Raw genomic sequence first — 15,292 nt, forward strand, 5'->3', positions numbered from 1 at the left:
GCCCGGGACGCAGGTCGACCAGGTCGGCTCCGGCCAGAGCGCGCGGCGCTCATTCCGTGGTCTTGGCCGCCGCGTCGGCCTCGATCTTCGAAGGCGTGTCCCCACTCCGGGCTCGGGGCAGGGGTTCGGGAAGGAACCCGGAGGTTCCCTCACCCACTCCGTAGGCGCCGCGGCCACCCTCCAGGGCCTCGGCCAGGGCCAGGGCGACGACCACGTCACCGGCGGGGCGACCCGCCACGTCCACGGTGCTGTAGGAGGCGTTCTCGGCCAGGGCTCGGGCGATGACCCCGCCCTCGTGCGCGGCCTCGGTGTCTCCGGCCAGGACCGTTGCCCCCGCTTGCCGGTGCATCGCCCCGGTGAGCGCGAGCAGCGCCGTGGTCGCGGGCTCGGCCCCCTCCTCGGCCGGCCCGGCGGGGGCCACCACCAACAGGGCCCGTGCGGCGGCCGCCGGCGACCCCTGCACGGTGATCAGACCACCCTCCTCGAAGGCGGCCAGGGCCGCGGCGGCCTCATGTCCGCCCTCGCCATCGTCCTGTTGAATCGTCAGAGCACGCCCCAGTTCCGCACCCGCCTTGTCGTGGGGCCCACCGGTCGGCTCCCTGCGAGGGGCGGACACCTGTAGGGCGAGTTCGTCGACGAAGGTGGCCCCGTCATCGGCCAGAAGCGCGTCTCGCATCAGCACACGCCCGGCGACCTCCGCACCGGCCTCCTCGACCCGATCCTCCAACCCGTGCACGACGTCCTCGTCGGCTCCGGGCGCGGTGACCACGACCAGTTCCACACCTTTGAGCCGGTCGGTGAGCACCTCACCGGCGGTGGCCCGCGCCAGCTGGTCCGTGCCGGCGTTGAGCAGTTCGGCCTCGTCGCGTTCGGCACGCAGGTCCTCACTCTGATCGCGCAGGTCCGCGGTCTCGGACCGCATCGACTCCAGCAGAGGATCCTGGAGCATGGTGGTGCCCAACACGAGTCCGACCGTCAACGCCAGGAACACCGCGACGATGGACACCAGGTGGTAACGGAAGTCGATCACGTGAACGGCCCCATCGACGAAGAGACGAACGCGTCCCAACGCGCCGCCAGGAAGGTGAGGTAGACCTGGCCGGCCGGTGAGCAGTACGCGGCGACCACGATGGTGAGCAGGCAGGCGGACACCATGGCCAGTAGCGCCCACGGGGAGATGCGCGAGCGGTACAGCCGGCTCACACCCTTGGCGTCGACGAGTTTGCCGCCCACCCGCAACCGGGTCAGAAAGGTACTCGCCATGCCCGAGCGGCCCTTGTCCAGGAACTCCTCCAGGGTGGCGTGGGCGCCCACCACCACGATGAGGGCGGCCCCGGCGCCGTCGGCGAGCATCATCGCCGCGTCCTCACTGGTACCGGTGGCGGGAAAGACCACGGCGTTGTGGTCCAGGTCTCGCAGGCGTTGCAGTCCGGGCGCGCGTCCGTCGCGGTAGGCGTGCACCACGAGTTCGGCGCCGCTGTCCAGGGCCCGCCCGGAGACGGAGTCGAAGTCCCCGACGATGACGTCGGGCGGATACCCGGCCTCCATGACCGCGTCGGCACCGCCGTCCACACCGACGATGACCGGCCGGAACTCGCGGATGTAGGGGCGCAGCGCCGCGAGGTCCTCCCGGTAGTGGTACCCGCGCACCACGATGAGTACGTGGCGGCCCTCCATGGCCGTGCCGATGGCGGGGATACCGATGCCGTCCAACAACAGATCGCGTTCGCGTTGGAGGTAGGCCATGGTGTTTGCGGCGAAGGCCTCCAGCTGGGTGACCAGCCCGGCGCGGGCGAGTTCCATCGCCGCGTCGACCGAGGCCCGATCCTGGCGGGTCCCGCGAGCCACCACCTCTTCGCCCCGGTACAGGGTGTCGCCCTCCAGGCGCAGCCGCTCGCCCTCGTGCACTCGGGTGAACACCTCGGGGTCGACGTCGTCGACCAGGGGGATGCCCGCGCCCACGAGGAATTCCGGCCCTTGGTTGGGATAGCGACCGCTGATGCCGGGGGCCACGTTGACCACGGCGGCCACACCGCAGCCCACGAGTGCCTCCGCGCTGACCCGGTCCAGGTCGGCGTGGTCGATCACGGCGATGTCACCGCGGCGCAAGCGCCTGATCAGGTTCTTGGTTCGACGATCCGAACGAACGGGAGCGACCAACCCGGCGGGGGCTTCCACGCGCGGGCGGCGGAATCGCGGTACCTTCATCGCTGGCATACTGTCAGACTTCACTCACCCGGAGTCACGACGGTCGACCGGACGGCGTTTTCGGGACAGAACACCGCCGGTGCCCGGATTCCGGGCACCGGCGAAGGTCGAGCCGATCGTTCAGGCCGCCGGGTAGGCCCGCTCCGGGTCGGCGTTACCCAGCAACTCCTCGGCGTGCGCCCGCCCCAGCTCCGAGTCCTCCAGACCCGCGAGCATCCGCGAGAGCTCACGCACACGGCCGGCCCGATCCAGCAGCACCACACCGCTCTCGGTGACCAGACCCTCCGTGGACTTCTCCACCACCAGATGGGCGTCGGCGAACGCCGCCACCTGCGGCAGGTGCGTGACCACGATCACCTGGGCACGCTGGGCCAGACGGGCCAGACGCCGCCCGATCTCCACGGCCGCCTTACCACCCACACCCGCGTCCACCTCGTCGAACACGAACGTGGGAACCGGATCGGAGCCCGCGAAGACCACCTCGATGGCCAACATCACCCGCGAGAGCTCACCACCGGAAGCACCTTTGTTCAGCGGCAACGGCGGCGAACTCGGATGCGGGGCCAGCAACAGCTCCACCTCGTCGCGCCCGTGCGGACCGAACTCCTCACCGGTGGTGATGCGCACGCTCACCCGCGCGTGCGGCATCGCCAGCGCGATCAGCTCCTCGGTGACCGCCGTACCGAACCGTTCGGCCGCCACCTCACGGATCCCGGTGAGCTCACCGGCCGCCTCCTCCATACGGGCGGCCAGGTCCTCGGCCTCGGCGCGCAACGCGTCGATGCGCTCGTCGTCGCCGTCCAGGTCCGCGAGCCGCTTGGCCGCGTTCTCCGCCCAGGTCAACACCTCATCGGTGGTCGCGCCGTACTTGCGCGAAAGCTGGGTGAGCAGAGAACGACGTTCCTGCACCGCCGCCAGCCTGCCCGGGTCGGCGTCCACCGACTCCGAATAGGACGCCAGCTCGGTGGCGGCGTCGGTGATGATGTAGGACGCCTCGTCCAACCGGCCACCGATCGCGGCCAGGTCCGAGTCGTGCTCGCTGACCGAGGCCACCGCCTGACGCGCCGCCGACAACAAGCCCACCACGTCGGCCTGTACCTCCGCGGCGGCGGGATCCCCGGTGAGCGCCTCGTGCGCGGTGGTGGACGCCACCCGCAACCCGTCGGCGTGCGCCAACCGCGTCTCCTCGGCGAGCAACTCGGCGTCCTCACCCGGCAACGGCTCGGCGGCGGTGATCTCCTCCACCCCGAACCGGAGCAGGTCGGCCTCTTGGGCGCGCTCACGCGCCCGCTCCACCAACTCCTCCAACTCGGCCGCGACCTCGCGATGGCGCCGATAGGCCACCGAGTAACGCTTCATCGCCTTGGCCAACTCATCACCGGCGAACCGGTCCAACGACGAGCGCTGACGGTCCGAGCGCAGCAGACGCTGCTGATCGGACTGACCATGCACCGCCACCAGGTCATCGGCGAGGTAGGCCAACAGGCTCACCGGCGCGGAACGACCGCCCATGGTCGCGCGCGAACGCCCCTCCGCCGACACCGTCCGGTTCAGGATCAGTACGTCGTCGTCGATGTCACCACCGGCCTCGAACACCCGGGTGGCCACCCGACCACCCTCGGGCACCGTCAACCGACCCTCGACCACCGCCCGGTCGGCGCCCGGCCGGACCCGCTGGGGATCGGCACGCCCACCGAAGAGCAGTCCCAGCCCCGTGACGACCATGGTCTTACCCGCGCCGGTCTCACCGGTGACCACGGTCAGACCCGGTGACAGCTCCAACACGGCGTCGTCGATGACACCGAGGCCTTGGATGCGGACTTCTTCGAGCACCGAACCCTCTCCTGCAATAGTCGTTCAACGTTCGCGGCCGGCGCGCCCCCGCCACCCGGTGACCGGCAGACCGAACTTGGCCACCAACCGATCGGTGAACGGCGCGCGGTGCAGCCGGGCCAGACGAACAGGCGTATCGGCACGGGTGATCTCGATTCGTGCCCCCGCGGGCAATTCGACCATACGCCGTCCATCACACCAGAGCACGCCCGGCGTGGTGTCCGGCAGTACCTCCAGCGCCACGGTCGCGTCCGGGCCCACCACCAGGGGTCGGGCGAACAAGGCGTGCGCGCTGATCGGCACGACCAGCAAGGCCTCCACGTCCGGCCACACCACGGGACCACCCGCGGAGAAGGCGTGCGCGGTGGATCCGGTGGGGGTCGCGCACACCACGCCGTCACAGCCCCAACTGGACAAGGGACGCCCGTCCACCTCCAGGACCATCTCCAACATCCGACGGGTGTCGGCCTTCTCCAGGGTCGCCTCGTTGAGCGCCCAGGAACGTACCGGAGGCGCACCATCACCACGGCCTCCGTTGAAGACCGCCACGTCCAGGGTCATGCGTTCCTCGACGACGTACTCGCGTCGAACCACACTGCGCACCGTGGCGCCCAGGTCCTCACGTTCGGCCTCGGCCAGGAACCCGACGTGTCCGAGATTGACCCCGAGCAGCGGCGCACCGGCGGGGCGGGCGATCTCGGCCGCCCGCAAAAGGGTGCCGTCACCGCCCAGGACCATCACCAGTTCCACGCCCTCGGCGGCGCGGGGGCCCTCCACCGGTTCCACCGGGAACAACTCACAACCCTCGGCCGCCAGGTTCTCCAGCTCGCTCTTGAGCATGCGAACGGTCAGCCCGGCCCCACTGAGCCTCTCGTGGACCAACCGGGCGCTGCGCACAGCCGCGGGTCTACCGGTATGGGCCAGCAGCAGAACACTGCGTCCGCCGGTCATCGCCGTCCCCTTACATTCACTCCCGGTCGGGAGCACTGGTACCGACCGGATGCCTCGCCCGGACCCGGCCGGGTCACGCTACCGGACACTTACGACCATGGGCCACGCCCCTCAGGCCGGCCCCTCCTCGATCGCCCGTTCGAGTCGGGCGGGATCCAACGGATCGGCACCGGCCCGCATCCACAGGAAGTACTCGACGTTGCCCGAGGGCCCGGGAAGGGGACTCGCGGCCACGTCGACCACCCCAAGACCCAGGGTGAGGGCATACGAGGCCACGTCGGACACGGCCTCGGCCCGCAGCGCCGGCTCACGCACCACACCGCCGGCACCCACCCGATCCTTGCCGACCTCGAACTGGGGCTTGACCATCATCACGAAGTCCGCGGCCGGGTCGACGCACCCGCGCAGCGGCCCCAGCACCAGCTTCAGGGAGATGAACGACAGATCCCCCACCACCAGGTCGGGGCGGGGTTCGTCGATCTGCTCGGGGGTGAGTTCGCGGACGTTGACGCGCTCCATCACCTCGACCCGATCGTCACTGCGCAACGACCAGGCCAGTTGCCCGTAACCGACGTCGACCGCGGTGACACGTTCGACGCCTCGCCGCAACAGCACGTCGGTGAACCCGCCGGTGGAGGCACCCGCGTCCAGGGCACGTCGCCCCTCGACCGAGAACTCGAACGCGTCCAGCGCACCGATGAGCTTGTGCGCTCCACGAGAGACATAGGTCGGTTCCTCGGAAGGGGTGCGCACCACGATGGGCTGATCGGTCCCGAGCTGGGTGGCGGCCTTGGAGGCGACCATCCCGGACACGAGAACGAAACCGCTCTCGATCATCTCGGCCGCGTGACCGCGGGAGCGTGCGTGACCGCGGCGAACCAGTTCCGCGTCGAGCCGACTACGTTTTGCCATGGTCACCTAGGGTACCGGGCGTTATCGCCCGCTCCGGGGCCCCTGCCCGAGCGCACCGAGCACACCGGACAACTCCTGTTGCAGGGCGTCGAAGACCGCGACGTGCTCGTGCGTGGGCACCTCGTCCAACCCGGCCAACCGTTCCCTGGTCGCCCGAAGGGTCTGTTCGGCCAAGGCCTCGGCCTGTTCGTCGGCGCCCATGCGACCCCCGTCCCTCGCTCACGTCCCGACACTATCGTTCACTTCTTGGCGCTCTTGCCCTTGGTGGTGCGTTTGGCGGTGGAGCGCGCACGGGTGTTCTTACCCGTGGGCTTGGTGGCGGACTTGGCCCCGGCGCCGCTGTTGGCGCCGGCGGAGGCCGATCGCCCGGTGGCGGCGGGCTCGGTCTCGCCCACGGGCTCGCTCACGGGATCGGCCTTGTCGGCCGGACCGTCCACGGGCTCGGCAACGGGGTCGGGCACGGCAGACTCCGCTTTCGAGGTCTCCTCGGCCACCGGCTCGGACCGGCCCGGCACCCGTTCCACGGCGTACCTGGCACCCAGACGCCGCTCCAGCTCCGCGACCCTGCGCACCACCCGATCGTGCTCTGCACGCGGCACCACATCCAGCTCCTCCAAGGCACGCCCCACCTCGGCGCGCACCAGATCGGCGATGGCCGACCGGTTCGCCTGACTGGTCTCGATCAGCTCACCCGCCAACGCCTGGATGTTCTGCCCCACCCGCGGCGGCGGGCCCTGCTCGGCGTCCACGGAGGGGACCGGCGCACCGTTGGCGCCACCGGCCCGCAACAACGCCTTGGCTGCCGCGACCGCCTCCTTACGGGAGAGTTCGGTGAGGCCATTGGCGGCATCGAGGTAGGTGCGTACCGCGTCGACGACCATGATGACGTGCTCCTTGATGGGACCGCGGGAGGAAACGAACGAAAAGAGGGCGCGGGTGAGGGAGGGGCCTCGTTCCGGGGGACGACGCCAACGCTACCGTTCCCACGGTCCCGGTGACACTCGAACGGACGATCTCCGCGCCGATACGGCATCATGATTCGATGAGCAGCATCGACGCGTGCCTCGAAGGCATCGCCCGGGCCAACGAGCGCCTCCTGCGAGAACCCCTCGACCGGCGCCGCAAGCACATCCGCGAACGCACCGTGAGCGTGATCGTCCCCGACCTGGACACCGCCTTCGACATGCGCCTGACCGTCGACGGCCTCACCGCCGTCACCCACAGACCGCGCTCCGCGCCGGCCCCCGCCCCCGCCCCCCAGGTCACGGTGACCGTTTCGAGCGAGGACCTCCTCGCCCTGTCCGAGGAACGCCTGGACCCGGCCAAGGCCCTGTTCGGTCGTCGTCTGAAGATCGACGCGAGCTTCGGCGACCTGCTGCGTCTGCGCCGTCTGCTCTGATCCCCGGTGGTGCACCGGCGGACCCACCGGGACGATACCTTTCTGAGATGCCACGCCAACCCCTTGACCTGGCCCCCTTCCGCGGCCTCCGCTACGCCGCGCCCGACGTCGACCGCTTCATCGACGACGGTTTCGACGTCTCCCGACTCCTGGCCCCGCCCTACGACATCCCCGACGCCCGACAAGCGCGAGAACTCCAACGCTCCGACCCGCACAACGCGGCCAGGGTCACACTCCCCTTCGAACTGTCCCGCCAGGACGCCGCCGCCCACCGCTACCGGGGCGCCGCCACCCTGCTGCGCAGCTGGATCGACGACGGCTACCTCGCCCAGGACCCCGAACCGGCCCTGTACGTCTACGAGCAGACCACCCCCGACGGCCACCTCCAACGCGGACTCATCGGCGCCCTCGGACTCCCCGAGGACCAGGAGGGGACGCCGGCGGTCCGCCCGCACGAGGACGTGGCCGAACCCCCCGTACTCGACCGCTTCCTGCTGATGGGCGCCGCCCGCGCCAACCTCGAACCGATCTTCCTGGTCTACCGGGGCGAGGGCGGAGCGGCCTCCACCGCCACCGAGGCCGCCACCCAGGGCACACCAGTGGTCTCCACCCGCACCGGCGATGGAGCCCGACACCGCCTGTGGGCGATCACCGACCCGGCGGTCCACCACCGCGTCGCCCGGGACCTGGCCTCCCGCACGGCCCTCATCGCCGACGGACACCACCGCTACGCCGCCTACCGGCGCCTGCGCGACGAACACACCGACCCCGGGTGGCGGCACGGCCTGGCGCTGTTGGTGGACAGTGACACCCACCCGCCCAGGCTCGGCGCCATCCACCGTGTCCTGCCCGGACTGGACACCACGCGGGCGCTGGACCAGGCTCGCGCCGTCGCCACCGTCTCCTCCCTTCCCGACGCCGCCCCCGCCCACCTGGACGGCGTGGACTCCCCCGCCCTGATCGTGGCCGCCCCCGATGGCACCGCCCACCTGGTGCGCGACTTCACCGACCGAGCGCTGTCCCGGGCCATGCCCGGCCACTCGTCCGAGTGGCGGCACCTGGACACCGCGGCCCTGCACAAGGTCCTGCTACCCCTGTGGTGTTTCCACGAGGAACAGGTGCGCATGGTGCACGACGATCCTGCCGAAGCGATCGCCCTCGCCCGCACCGAACAGGGCACCGCGATCATCGTGCCCTCACTGCGAGTGGAACAGGTCTACGCCGTCGCCGACCGCGGCGAGCTCACCCCCCGAAAATCCACCTCCTTCGGACCCAAACCCCGCACCGGCCTGGTCATGCGGGTTCTGGACTGACCAACCCCGACCAAGGAGAACCCCGAGATGACCACCGACCACCCCCAGACCCGCGAACTCCTGGCCCGGGACCTGACCCGACTGGGCGTACGCCACGGCGACTCCCTCCTGATCCACTCCTCCCTCAGATCCCTGGGTTGGGTGTGCGGCGCCGAACAGGCCGTCGTGCAGGCACTGATGGACGCGGTCGGTCCCCGAGGGACCCTGGTCGTGCCCACCCAGACCTCGGACAACACCGACCCCTCCGGGTGGCGGAACCCACCGGTGCCCGAGTCCTGGTGGCCGACCATCCGCGAACACACGCCCGCGTTCGACCCCCTCACCACCCCCGGCGCCCACATGGGTCGGATCTCGGAGATGGTGCGTACCTGGCCGGGAGCGGTACGCAGCCCCCATCCGCAGACCTCCTTCGCGGCGCTGGGCCCCGACGCCCACCACCTCATGCATCCCCATCCACTCGGTTCCGCCCTGGGCGAGGAGTCACCCCTGGCCAGGTTGGCGGACTCCAATGCCCACATTCTGCTCCTGGGCGTCGAATACGACACCTGCACCACCTTCCACCTGGCCGAATACCGGGTACCGGCCCCGGACCGGACCGACACCTCGTGCGCAGCCCAGGCCCCCGGCGGCGGCCGGACCTGGGTGGGCGTCCAGGACATCGCCTTCGACTCCGACGACTTCGCCGCCCTGGGCGCGGACCTGGAACGGACCGGCACGGTCACGGTCGGCGCCGTGGGAGCCGCCACCGCACGCCTGTTCCCCCTGGCCGAGGCCGTGCGCTTCGCCACCGACTGGCTGACCGAACACCGCGCCCCGGCTGCGACGGACCACACACCCCGGGGGGAGGCCCCGCGGGGCGGAGCCGCCTAGCCTGGAAGCGACCACCATCACCACACGGAAAGACGGGCCGATCTCCATGTCCCTCCAGGCAGCCGACCGCCCGCTCAACGAGCTCCACGACGCGATGCTCCTGGACCTGGACGGTGTGGTCTACATCGGCGCCGAAGCCGTCCCCGCCGCACCCGAGGCGATCGGCAAGGCACGCGCCGCCGGCGCCAAGGTCGCCTTCGTCACCAACAACGCCGGACGCACCCCCGCCCGAATCGCCGAACACCTCACCCACCTCGGTGTTCCCGCCTCCCCCGAGGACGTCGTCACCTCCGCGGAGGCCGCCGCCCGACTGATCTCCGAGCGTTTCCCCTCCGGTTCGGACGTCCTCGTGGTCGGCGACACCGGACTGAGGCAGGCGGTACGTCGCATGGGGCTGCGCCCCGTCACCATCGCCGACGCCTCGACCGTGGCCGTGGTGCAGGGCTTCTCCCGCACCATGAACCGCGAACTCCTCGACCAGGGCGCGCTGGCGGTGGCGCGCGGCGCCTACTACGTGGCGAGCAACGCCGACGCCACCGCCCCAGGCGAATGGGGCATCACCCCCGCCAACGGATCCTTCGTACGCGTCATCGCACACGCCACCGGTGTGGAACCGGTGATCGCCGGCAAACCCATGCGTCCCCTGCATGAGGAGGGCATGCTCCGCACCGGGGCCACCGACCCGTTGATCGTCGGCGACCGGTTGGACACCGACATCGAGGGCGCCACCACACACGGCGCGGCCGGGCTGCTGGTACTGTCCGGGGTCGTCACACCCCGCGACCTTGTGGCCGCCCCACCCCATCAGCGTCCCCGTTACCTGTCCTGGGACGTGTCGGGGATGAACCAGACCCACCCCGGCCCACGACGAGAAGGCGGCCGATCCGAGTGCGGCGGCTGGACCACCACCACCGGCGCGGGTGCGGTCGAGCTGTCCGGGAGCGGCGACCGATTGGACGGACTACGCTCCCTGTGCGACGCGGTGTGGGCCGACGACTCCATCGACCCCGCCGGGGAGTCGGTGACCGCCGCCCTGCGGGTTCTGGGCTGGTAGATCGGGGCCTCACCCTTCGGCCCTCCATTCGGGGGCGACGGTCCTCACCTCCACCTCCAGGATGCTGCGCACCCCCTGTGGCCCGCGCCAGATCCGACGGCGCAGCGCCCCCGTCACACGGATCACCTCCCCCGGTCGGTACTTCCGGACCCGGTCGACCATCGAGTCCTCGAAGGAGATCAGGGTCAGCGAGTCCAGGCGGTGCCCGGGGCGTCGCGGATCCTCGGGACGGGCCACCCCGATCCGCCAGGAGACCAACCGATCACCGCTGGGCAGTTCACGAACGGTCGGCGCGGCGGTGATCCGCCCGACCACCAGCACCTGGTTGAGGTGGCCCTGATCCTTTGTCAGGGCCTCGCTCGTGGTCTTGGTCGTGTCCTTGGTTTCTGAGGGGTTCCGGATGAGCACGAGGGACCTTCCCGATAGAGGCTGACCTGGTGCGCGCGCTGGTTCCAGGATCCCCGCCGGCAGGGTGCGGGAAAAGGCCGTTCGAGAATCTGTGGACAACCAGGACCCCGGGTGACCCCCGACACAGGACCGTTCAGGTCCCGTGCCCTAGAGTCGGGTTCGGTCCACAACGGTAGAAGAGGGGTGCTCGGACGTGCACAAAGACGTGAACACCGACGACCTGCCCGAGGGGATCATCCCCTTGGGCGACGAGATCTACGCCATCGACACGATGCTGGCCGGGTACCCGGGGGTGGTGTCCGCCTACCTCATCCGCACCGAGCGGCCCTGCATCGTGGAGGTCGGCACCGCCGGTTCCGCCCCGGTCCTGCGCGACGCCGTCATCCGACTCGGCCTGTCCCCCAAGGACCTGGCCACCATCGTGGTCACGCACATCCACCTGGACCACGCCGGCGGCACCGGCGACATGGCGGCGCTGTTCCCCAACGCCGAGATCGTGGTGCACGAACGCGGCGCCCGACACCTGGCCGACCCCAGCCGACTCATGGCCAGCGCCAAGATGGTGTGGGGGGACCGGTTGGAGACCCTCTTCGGGCACATGCGCCCCACCGAGGCTTCCCGGATCCGTTCGGTCGCCGCGACCGGCGAGATCGACCTCGGAGCGGGACGCAAGCTCGTGTCGCACTACGCTCCCGGCCACGCCAAGCACCACATGGGTCTGGTCGACACCGTCACCGGCGACCTGTACGTCGGCGACGCCCTCGGCGTGTACAACCCGCTCACCGGCGACCTCCGGCCGGCCACCCCGCCCCCGGACTTCGACATGGACGCCTGTCTGAGCACGCTGCGCCTGTTCGGTGACATCGGTGCCCAACGCCTGATGTTCTCCCACTTCGGCGCGGTGGACGGCGTCGGCGAGAAACTCGACCGTGCCGAGCGGGAACTGCGCCTGTGGGTGGAGACGGTCCGCGACTCCCACGACACCGGTGGGGACCTGGACCACGCCGTCGCCATGGTGAAGGACAAGGTGATCTCCCGGTACAAGCCGCTTCCCCCGGACGCCTCCCCCGACGCGGCCGCGGTGCTGGACATCCTCAGTGGCGCCGAGGCCAACGTCGGCGGAATCGTGCACTGGCTGGACCGGCTCGCCCAAGAGCAGGCCGACGCCGCGAGGAAGGCCGAGGAGGAACGCGCCTGAACCTCGCGGAGGCCGGGGCGTCACGGGAAAACCCGGTGCGTCCCGCCACCCCCACGACGTAGTCTCCCCGGCATGACGATCGAAATCCGTCCGATGCGCCGCGCGGACATCCCCGGAACGTTCGCGCTCATCCGGAGGGCCTACCCCTGCCTGGTGCTCACTGAGGCCCTCATCACGGAGCGCTTCGACCGGCCCTTGACCTACTTCCGGGATCAACGCTTCGTCGCGGTGGAGGGCGACGAGGTGGTCGGCCACGTCCTCTCACGTCTGTACGAGGACGAGAACGAACGCACCCACGGGCAGACCTACATGGCCGCCGTGACGCCTCGGCGCGTCGACGGAGACCTCTCCGATCGGCTGCTGGAGACCTCCGAACGGCACCTGGTCGACAACGGTACCGAATTCCTGGACGCCGACGCCGCCGAGGAGGGCGTCCAGGTCGGTGGGGAGGACTTCCGGCGGGCGATCCTGGAACGCGGGTACGAACTCACCGAGAGCTCCAAGATCCTCGGCCTGGACCTGACCACGCTCCCCGAACCACCGCCCGCCCCCGAGGGCGCCGAGCTGCGCGCCTTCCGGGAGTTCGACGACGACCCCCGCCCCATCTACGAGATCGACAAGGCCACCAGCGAAGACGAACCGGGCGGCCCCGACGACGGATTCCTGCCCTACGAGGATTGGGTTCGCATCCTGTGGGACAACCCGCTGGCCGACCGCGACCTCAGCCTGGCGCTCCTGCTGGACGGGGTCCCCGTGACCATCTCCTGCTACAGGTCGGACGGCACCGGCCGCATGGAGTCGGGGATGACCGGCACCCTGCGCGAGTACCGGGGCCGCGGGCTGGCCGCGCACACCAAGACCAAGGCGCTGCACCTGGCCCGGCAGAAGGGCCTCCGGCACGCCTACACCGGCAACCACTCCGACAACGCACCCATGCTCGCCATCAACGACCGGCTCGGGTACGGCGTCGTCGGCAGCGAGGAGACCTACCGCCGGCCCTGACCTGCTCGGGGCACCCCGGGCAGCTCCAGGACCCGGAGCAGGTGCGCGTACAGACCATCCGCCCAGGACAGTTCGCCGTCGGAGGGCAACCGGTCGAAGGCCCGCACCTCGACCGTCTCGAAACGGCCGGTCAACGGCTCCAACTCGCGCACCCGAGCGTGGGTGACCACCGTGGTGTGGCCCTTGGCCAAGACATAGTGGCCCACGATCCGGATCACCCCGAGCGTGGCACCGGCTTCCTCCCAGGCCTCACGGCGAGCCGTGTCGGAGATCCCCTCCCCCGGTTCCCGATGCCCTCCCGGGAACTCCCAGGCCCGCTTGCGATTGCGGACCATCAAGGGGCGCTCCCCCAGGTAGGTCAGGCACACCACCGAGTCGTACTCGGCGGGCACCTCGCCCAGACGCACGACGGCGCCGCCGAGTGGCCTCTCACCACCCGACGGCGCCTCCATCGGTTCGGGGAAGGTCAGTCCCGGCCCCTACGTTCCTCGGCCTCCGCCGCCTGGTCCGCGTCCTCCTCGACGTCGGTCCAGACGACGCCGTCCTCGACGTCGTGGTCGACCAGTTCCACGCCCTCCAGCGCGGCCAGACGCTCGTCGGCGTCGGTCATGCCCTCGCGGTCCACCGAAGAGGCCCGGGCGAAGTACTCGCGGGCGTCATCGGTACGGCCCAGCTCCTCCAGAACGTCGGCGTAGGCGTAGAACAACCGGGCCACGTACGGACGGGCACGGCGTTCCTTGAGTTCCGGTACCTGTAGCTCGGCCAGCGCCGCCTTGACGTCGCCCATGTCCCGACGGGCACCGGCTGCCACAATGCGCAACTCGATCCGGTCCGCGGTGTCCAAATCCTTCCCTGCCGGATCGTTGGTGATCTCCAACGCCCGCTCCGGACGGCCCAGGCCACGTTCGCAGTCCGCCATGACCGCCAGGAAGGTGTCCCGGCCGCTCATCCGCCGCGCCGCGCGCAGGTCTGACAGAGCCTCCTGCCACTTACCGACCGTGTAGGCGGCGATGCCGGAGGCCTCACGGACCGTCGCCAGGCGAGAGGCCTTGCGACGGGCGTAGGCGGCGTGCTTATAGGCCCGTTCGGGATCCTCGTCGACGAACAGGCCGGCGGCCACGATGTGCTTGCCGATCAGCTCGGCCAGGGACTTGGGCAGCGAGTGCAGATCGCGCTTGGTCTCCGGGTCGATCTGATTGTAGGTGGCCTCATCCGGCAGCGGCGGAGCTACGCCCGCCGGGTCCCGCTCCTCACGGGGCCCGCGCCGGTCGTCGCGTCGGTCGTCGCGTCGGTCGTCGCGTCGGTCGTCCCGACGGAAGTCGCGGCCACCACCGCCACTTCCACCGCCACCAGGACGATCATCGCGACGCCCATAACCACCCCGGTCATCGCGACGATCCCGGTCACCCCGGTACCCACCACCACGACGATCCCGACCCTGGTTCCGGTCGCCCTGATAACCACCACGACGGTCATCCCGACGATCATCCCGGTTGCCAACAGCACGGCGGTCGCGGTCCTGGCCCTGACCGCCTCGATTGCCGGCATCGCGTCGGTCGTCCCGACGGAAGTCGCGGCCACCACCGCCACCAGGACGATCATCGCGACGCCCATAACCACCCCGGTCATCGCGACGATCCCGGTCACCCCGGTACCCACCACCACGACGATCCCGACCCTGGTTCCGGTCGCCCTGATAACCACCACGACGGTCATCCCGGGATCCCCTGTAGCCGGACCGGGAGCGGGAGTCGTCACCGCGCCCGCGTCCGCCAGGCCCACCGGAGCCGTTACCGCTGTGGTCGTGTGCTCCGGAGTCCTCGCGGTCTCCCGATCGGCTTTCCTCAGTCATCGAACCCGTCCGTCAACATTCAAAAGCGCTGCCACCTTGACCAGTAGCAGCGCATAGTAGTACTCGTATCCTCCAGCTTACGACATGGGATGAACCCAGATCACCAATGCGGTATATCCCCACCGTGCACTTATCCACAGCCCGCTGGTCTCCAGTGGCCCCGCGAGCTCCCGCCATGTTCCTCTTGTTATAGGGGGACCTTGGATCCCGCCGGTTTCGTGCTGCCCGGGGTGGGCGTGGCGAGTGGTCGGTGGGGCGCCTTAGCTGGATAGCCCTGGGGTTGTTGGGCGGG

At 70.2% G+C, this 15,292-nt stretch carries 17 protein-coding genes; 6 read left to right on the forward strand and 11 right to left on the reverse strand.

Features of this window, described 5'->3' with window-relative positions:
• Nucleotides 1-49: 49 nt before the first annotated feature.
• The 7 genes from NLI01S_RS16415 to NLI01S_RS16445 form a co-directional block, all read right to left on the reverse strand.
• Entirely contained in the window at nt 50-1,030 is a 981-nt protein-coding gene (locus NLI01S_RS16415) for a copper transporter (RefSeq protein ID WP_067605345.1), read from the reverse strand.
• Nucleotides 1,027-2,208: a putative cytokinetic ring protein SteA gene (steA, locus tag NLI01S_RS16420; RefSeq protein WP_067605347.1), complete on the reverse strand. Its 1,182-nt coding sequence runs from the start codon at nt 2,206-2,208 to the stop codon at nt 1,027-1,029. The genes NLI01S_RS16415 and steA overlap by 4 nt, the downstream gene beginning before the upstream one ends.
• 120 nt (nt 2,209-2,328) lie before the next feature.
• Entirely contained in the window at nt 2,329-4,041 is a 1,713-nt protein-coding gene (recN, locus tag NLI01S_RS16425; protein ID WP_067605349.1) for a DNA repair protein RecN, read from the reverse strand.
• Nucleotides 4,042-4,065: 24 nt separating this feature from the next.
• Entirely contained in the window at nt 4,066-4,992 is a 927-nt protein-coding gene (locus tag NLI01S_RS16430; protein ID WP_067605350.1) for an NAD kinase, read from the reverse strand.
• 111 nt (nt 4,993-5,103) lie between these two features.
• The gene (locus NLI01S_RS16435) at nt 5,104-5,904 is read right to left on the reverse strand and encodes a TlyA family RNA methyltransferase (RefSeq protein ID WP_190318490.1); all 801 of its coding nucleotides are present in this window, start codon (nt 5,902-5,904) and stop codon (nt 5,104-5,106) included.
• Between the two features lie 21 nt (nt 5,905-5,925).
• Nucleotides 5,926-6,105 carry a hypothetical protein gene (locus NLI01S_RS16440; protein WP_067605353.1) on the reverse strand — a complete coding sequence of 60 codons (180 nt, stop codon included), beginning with the start codon at nt 6,103-6,105 and terminating at the stop codon, nt 5,926-5,928.
• Nucleotides 6,106-6,143: 38 nt separating this feature from the next.
• Nucleotides 6,144-6,785, reverse strand: a complete 642-nt coding sequence (locus NLI01S_RS16445) for a hypothetical protein (RefSeq protein WP_067605355.1) — start codon at nt 6,783-6,785, stop codon at nt 6,144-6,146.
• Between the two features lie 161 nt (nt 6,786-6,946).
• On the opposite strand from NLI01S_RS16445, the gene NLI01S_RS16450 reads away from it, so the two are divergent.
• From NLI01S_RS16450 to NLI01S_RS16465, 4 genes are read left to right on the forward strand one after another with little or no spacing between them, the layout of a single operon-like run.
• Entirely contained in the window at nt 6,947-7,303 is a 357-nt protein-coding gene (locus tag NLI01S_RS16450; RefSeq protein ID WP_067605358.1) for an SCP2 sterol-binding domain-containing protein, read from the forward strand.
• Nucleotides 7,304-7,350: 47 nt separating this feature from the next.
• Nucleotides 7,351-8,616: a DUF1015 domain-containing protein gene (locus NLI01S_RS16455; protein WP_067605360.1), complete on the forward strand. Its 1,266-nt coding sequence runs from the start codon at nt 7,351-7,353 to the stop codon at nt 8,614-8,616.
• A gap of 27 nt (nt 8,617-8,643) precedes the next feature.
• Entirely contained in the window at nt 8,644-9,486 is an 843-nt protein-coding gene (locus NLI01S_RS16460) for an aminoglycoside N(3)-acetyltransferase (protein ID WP_067605361.1), read from the forward strand.
• 46 nt (nt 9,487-9,532) lie between these two features.
• Nucleotides 9,533-10,540: an HAD-IIA family hydrolase gene (locus NLI01S_RS16465; RefSeq protein WP_067605362.1), complete on the forward strand. Its 1,008-nt coding sequence runs from the start codon at nt 9,533-9,535 to the stop codon at nt 10,538-10,540.
• 9 nt (nt 10,541-10,549) lie between these two features.
• Here NLI01S_RS16465 and NLI01S_RS16470 read toward each other — a convergent pair whose 3' ends face one another.
• Nucleotides 10,550-10,948, reverse strand: a complete 399-nt coding sequence (locus NLI01S_RS16470) for a single-stranded DNA-binding protein (protein WP_084392659.1) — start codon at nt 10,946-10,948, stop codon at nt 10,550-10,552.
• 271 nt (nt 10,949-11,219) lie between these two features.
• On the opposite strand from NLI01S_RS16470, the gene NLI01S_RS16475 reads away from it, so the two are divergent.
• Entirely contained in the window at nt 11,220-12,146 is a 927-nt protein-coding gene (locus tag NLI01S_RS16475; RefSeq protein WP_449289444.1) for an MBL fold metallo-hydrolase, read from the forward strand.
• Nucleotides 12,147-12,218: 72 nt separating this feature from the next.
• Nucleotides 12,219-13,148 carry a GNAT family N-acetyltransferase gene (locus NLI01S_RS16480; protein ID WP_067605365.1) on the forward strand — a complete coding sequence of 310 codons (930 nt, stop codon included), beginning with the start codon at nt 12,219-12,221 and terminating at the stop codon, nt 13,146-13,148.
• On the opposite strand, the gene NLI01S_RS16485 is transcribed toward NLI01S_RS16480, so the two are convergent.
• The 3 genes from NLI01S_RS16485 to NLI01S_RS26445 all read right to left on the reverse strand — a co-directional run bounded on the left by NLI01S_RS16485 (nt 13,133) and on the right by NLI01S_RS26445 (nt 14,864).
• The gene (locus NLI01S_RS16485; RefSeq protein ID WP_067605390.1) at nt 13,133-13,555 is read right to left on the reverse strand and encodes an NUDIX domain-containing protein; all 423 of its coding nucleotides are present in this window, start codon (nt 13,553-13,555) and stop codon (nt 13,133-13,135) included. The two genes, NLI01S_RS16480 and NLI01S_RS16485, sit on opposite strands and share 16 nt — an antisense overlap.
• 59 nt (nt 13,556-13,614) lie before the next feature.
• On the reverse strand, nt 13,615-14,268 hold the full coding sequence (locus NLI01S_RS26440; RefSeq protein WP_223809271.1) for a hypothetical protein: 654 nt from the start codon (nt 14,266-14,268) through the stop codon (nt 13,615-13,617).
• A 107-nt stretch (nt 14,269-14,375) separates the two neighbouring features.
• Nucleotides 14,376-14,864 carry a hypothetical protein gene (locus NLI01S_RS26445; protein WP_223809272.1) on the reverse strand — a complete coding sequence of 163 codons (489 nt, stop codon included), beginning with the start codon at nt 14,862-14,864 and terminating at the stop codon, nt 14,376-14,378.
• Nucleotides 14,865-15,292: the final 428 nt, after the last annotated feature.

Source organism: Nocardiopsis listeri NBRC 13360 (assembly GCF_001570765.1).
GTDB lineage: Bacteria > Actinomycetota > Actinomycetes > Streptosporangiales > Streptosporangiaceae > Nocardiopsis > Nocardiopsis listeri.

Coding starts and splice junctions, on each gene's coding strand:
- steA (WP_067605347.1), bottom strand. CDS start 2,208: ATGAAGGTACCGCGATTCCGCCGCCCGCGCGTGGAAGCCCCCGCCGGG.
- NLI01S_RS16430 (WP_067605350.1), bottom strand. CDS start 4,992: ATGACCGGCGGACGCAGTGTTCTGCTGCTGGCCCATACCGGTAGACCC.
- NLI01S_RS16435 (WP_190318490.1), bottom strand. CDS start 5,904: ATGGCAAAACGTAGTCGGCTCGACGCGGAACTGGTTCGCCGCGGTCAC.
- NLI01S_RS16440 (WP_067605353.1), bottom strand. CDS start 6,105: ATGGGCGCCGACGAACAGGCCGAGGCCTTGGCCGAACAGACCCTTCGG.
- NLI01S_RS16445 (WP_067605355.1), bottom strand. CDS start 6,785: ATGGTCGTCGACGCGGTACGCACCTACCTCGATGCCGCCAATGGCCTC.
- NLI01S_RS16450 (WP_067605358.1), top strand. CDS start 6,947: ATGAGCAGCATCGACGCGTGCCTCGAAGGCATCGCCCGGGCCAACGAG.
- NLI01S_RS16455 (WP_067605360.1), top strand. CDS start 7,351: ATGCCACGCCAACCCCTTGACCTGGCCCCCTTCCGCGGCCTCCGCTAC.
- NLI01S_RS16460 (WP_067605361.1), top strand. CDS start 8,644: ATGACCACCGACCACCCCCAGACCCGCGAACTCCTGGCCCGGGACCTG.
- NLI01S_RS16465 (WP_067605362.1), top strand. CDS start 9,533: ATGTCCCTCCAGGCAGCCGACCGCCCGCTCAACGAGCTCCACGACGCG.
- NLI01S_RS16475 (WP_449289444.1), top strand. CDS start 11,220: ATGCTGGCCGGGTACCCGGGGGTGGTGTCCGCCTACCTCATCCGCACC.
- NLI01S_RS16480 (WP_067605365.1), top strand. CDS start 12,219: ATGACGATCGAAATCCGTCCGATGCGCCGCGCGGACATCCCCGGAACG.
- NLI01S_RS26445 (WP_223809272.1), bottom strand. CDS start 14,864: ATGACCGTCGTGGTGGTTATCAGGGCGACCGGAACCAGGGTCGGGATC.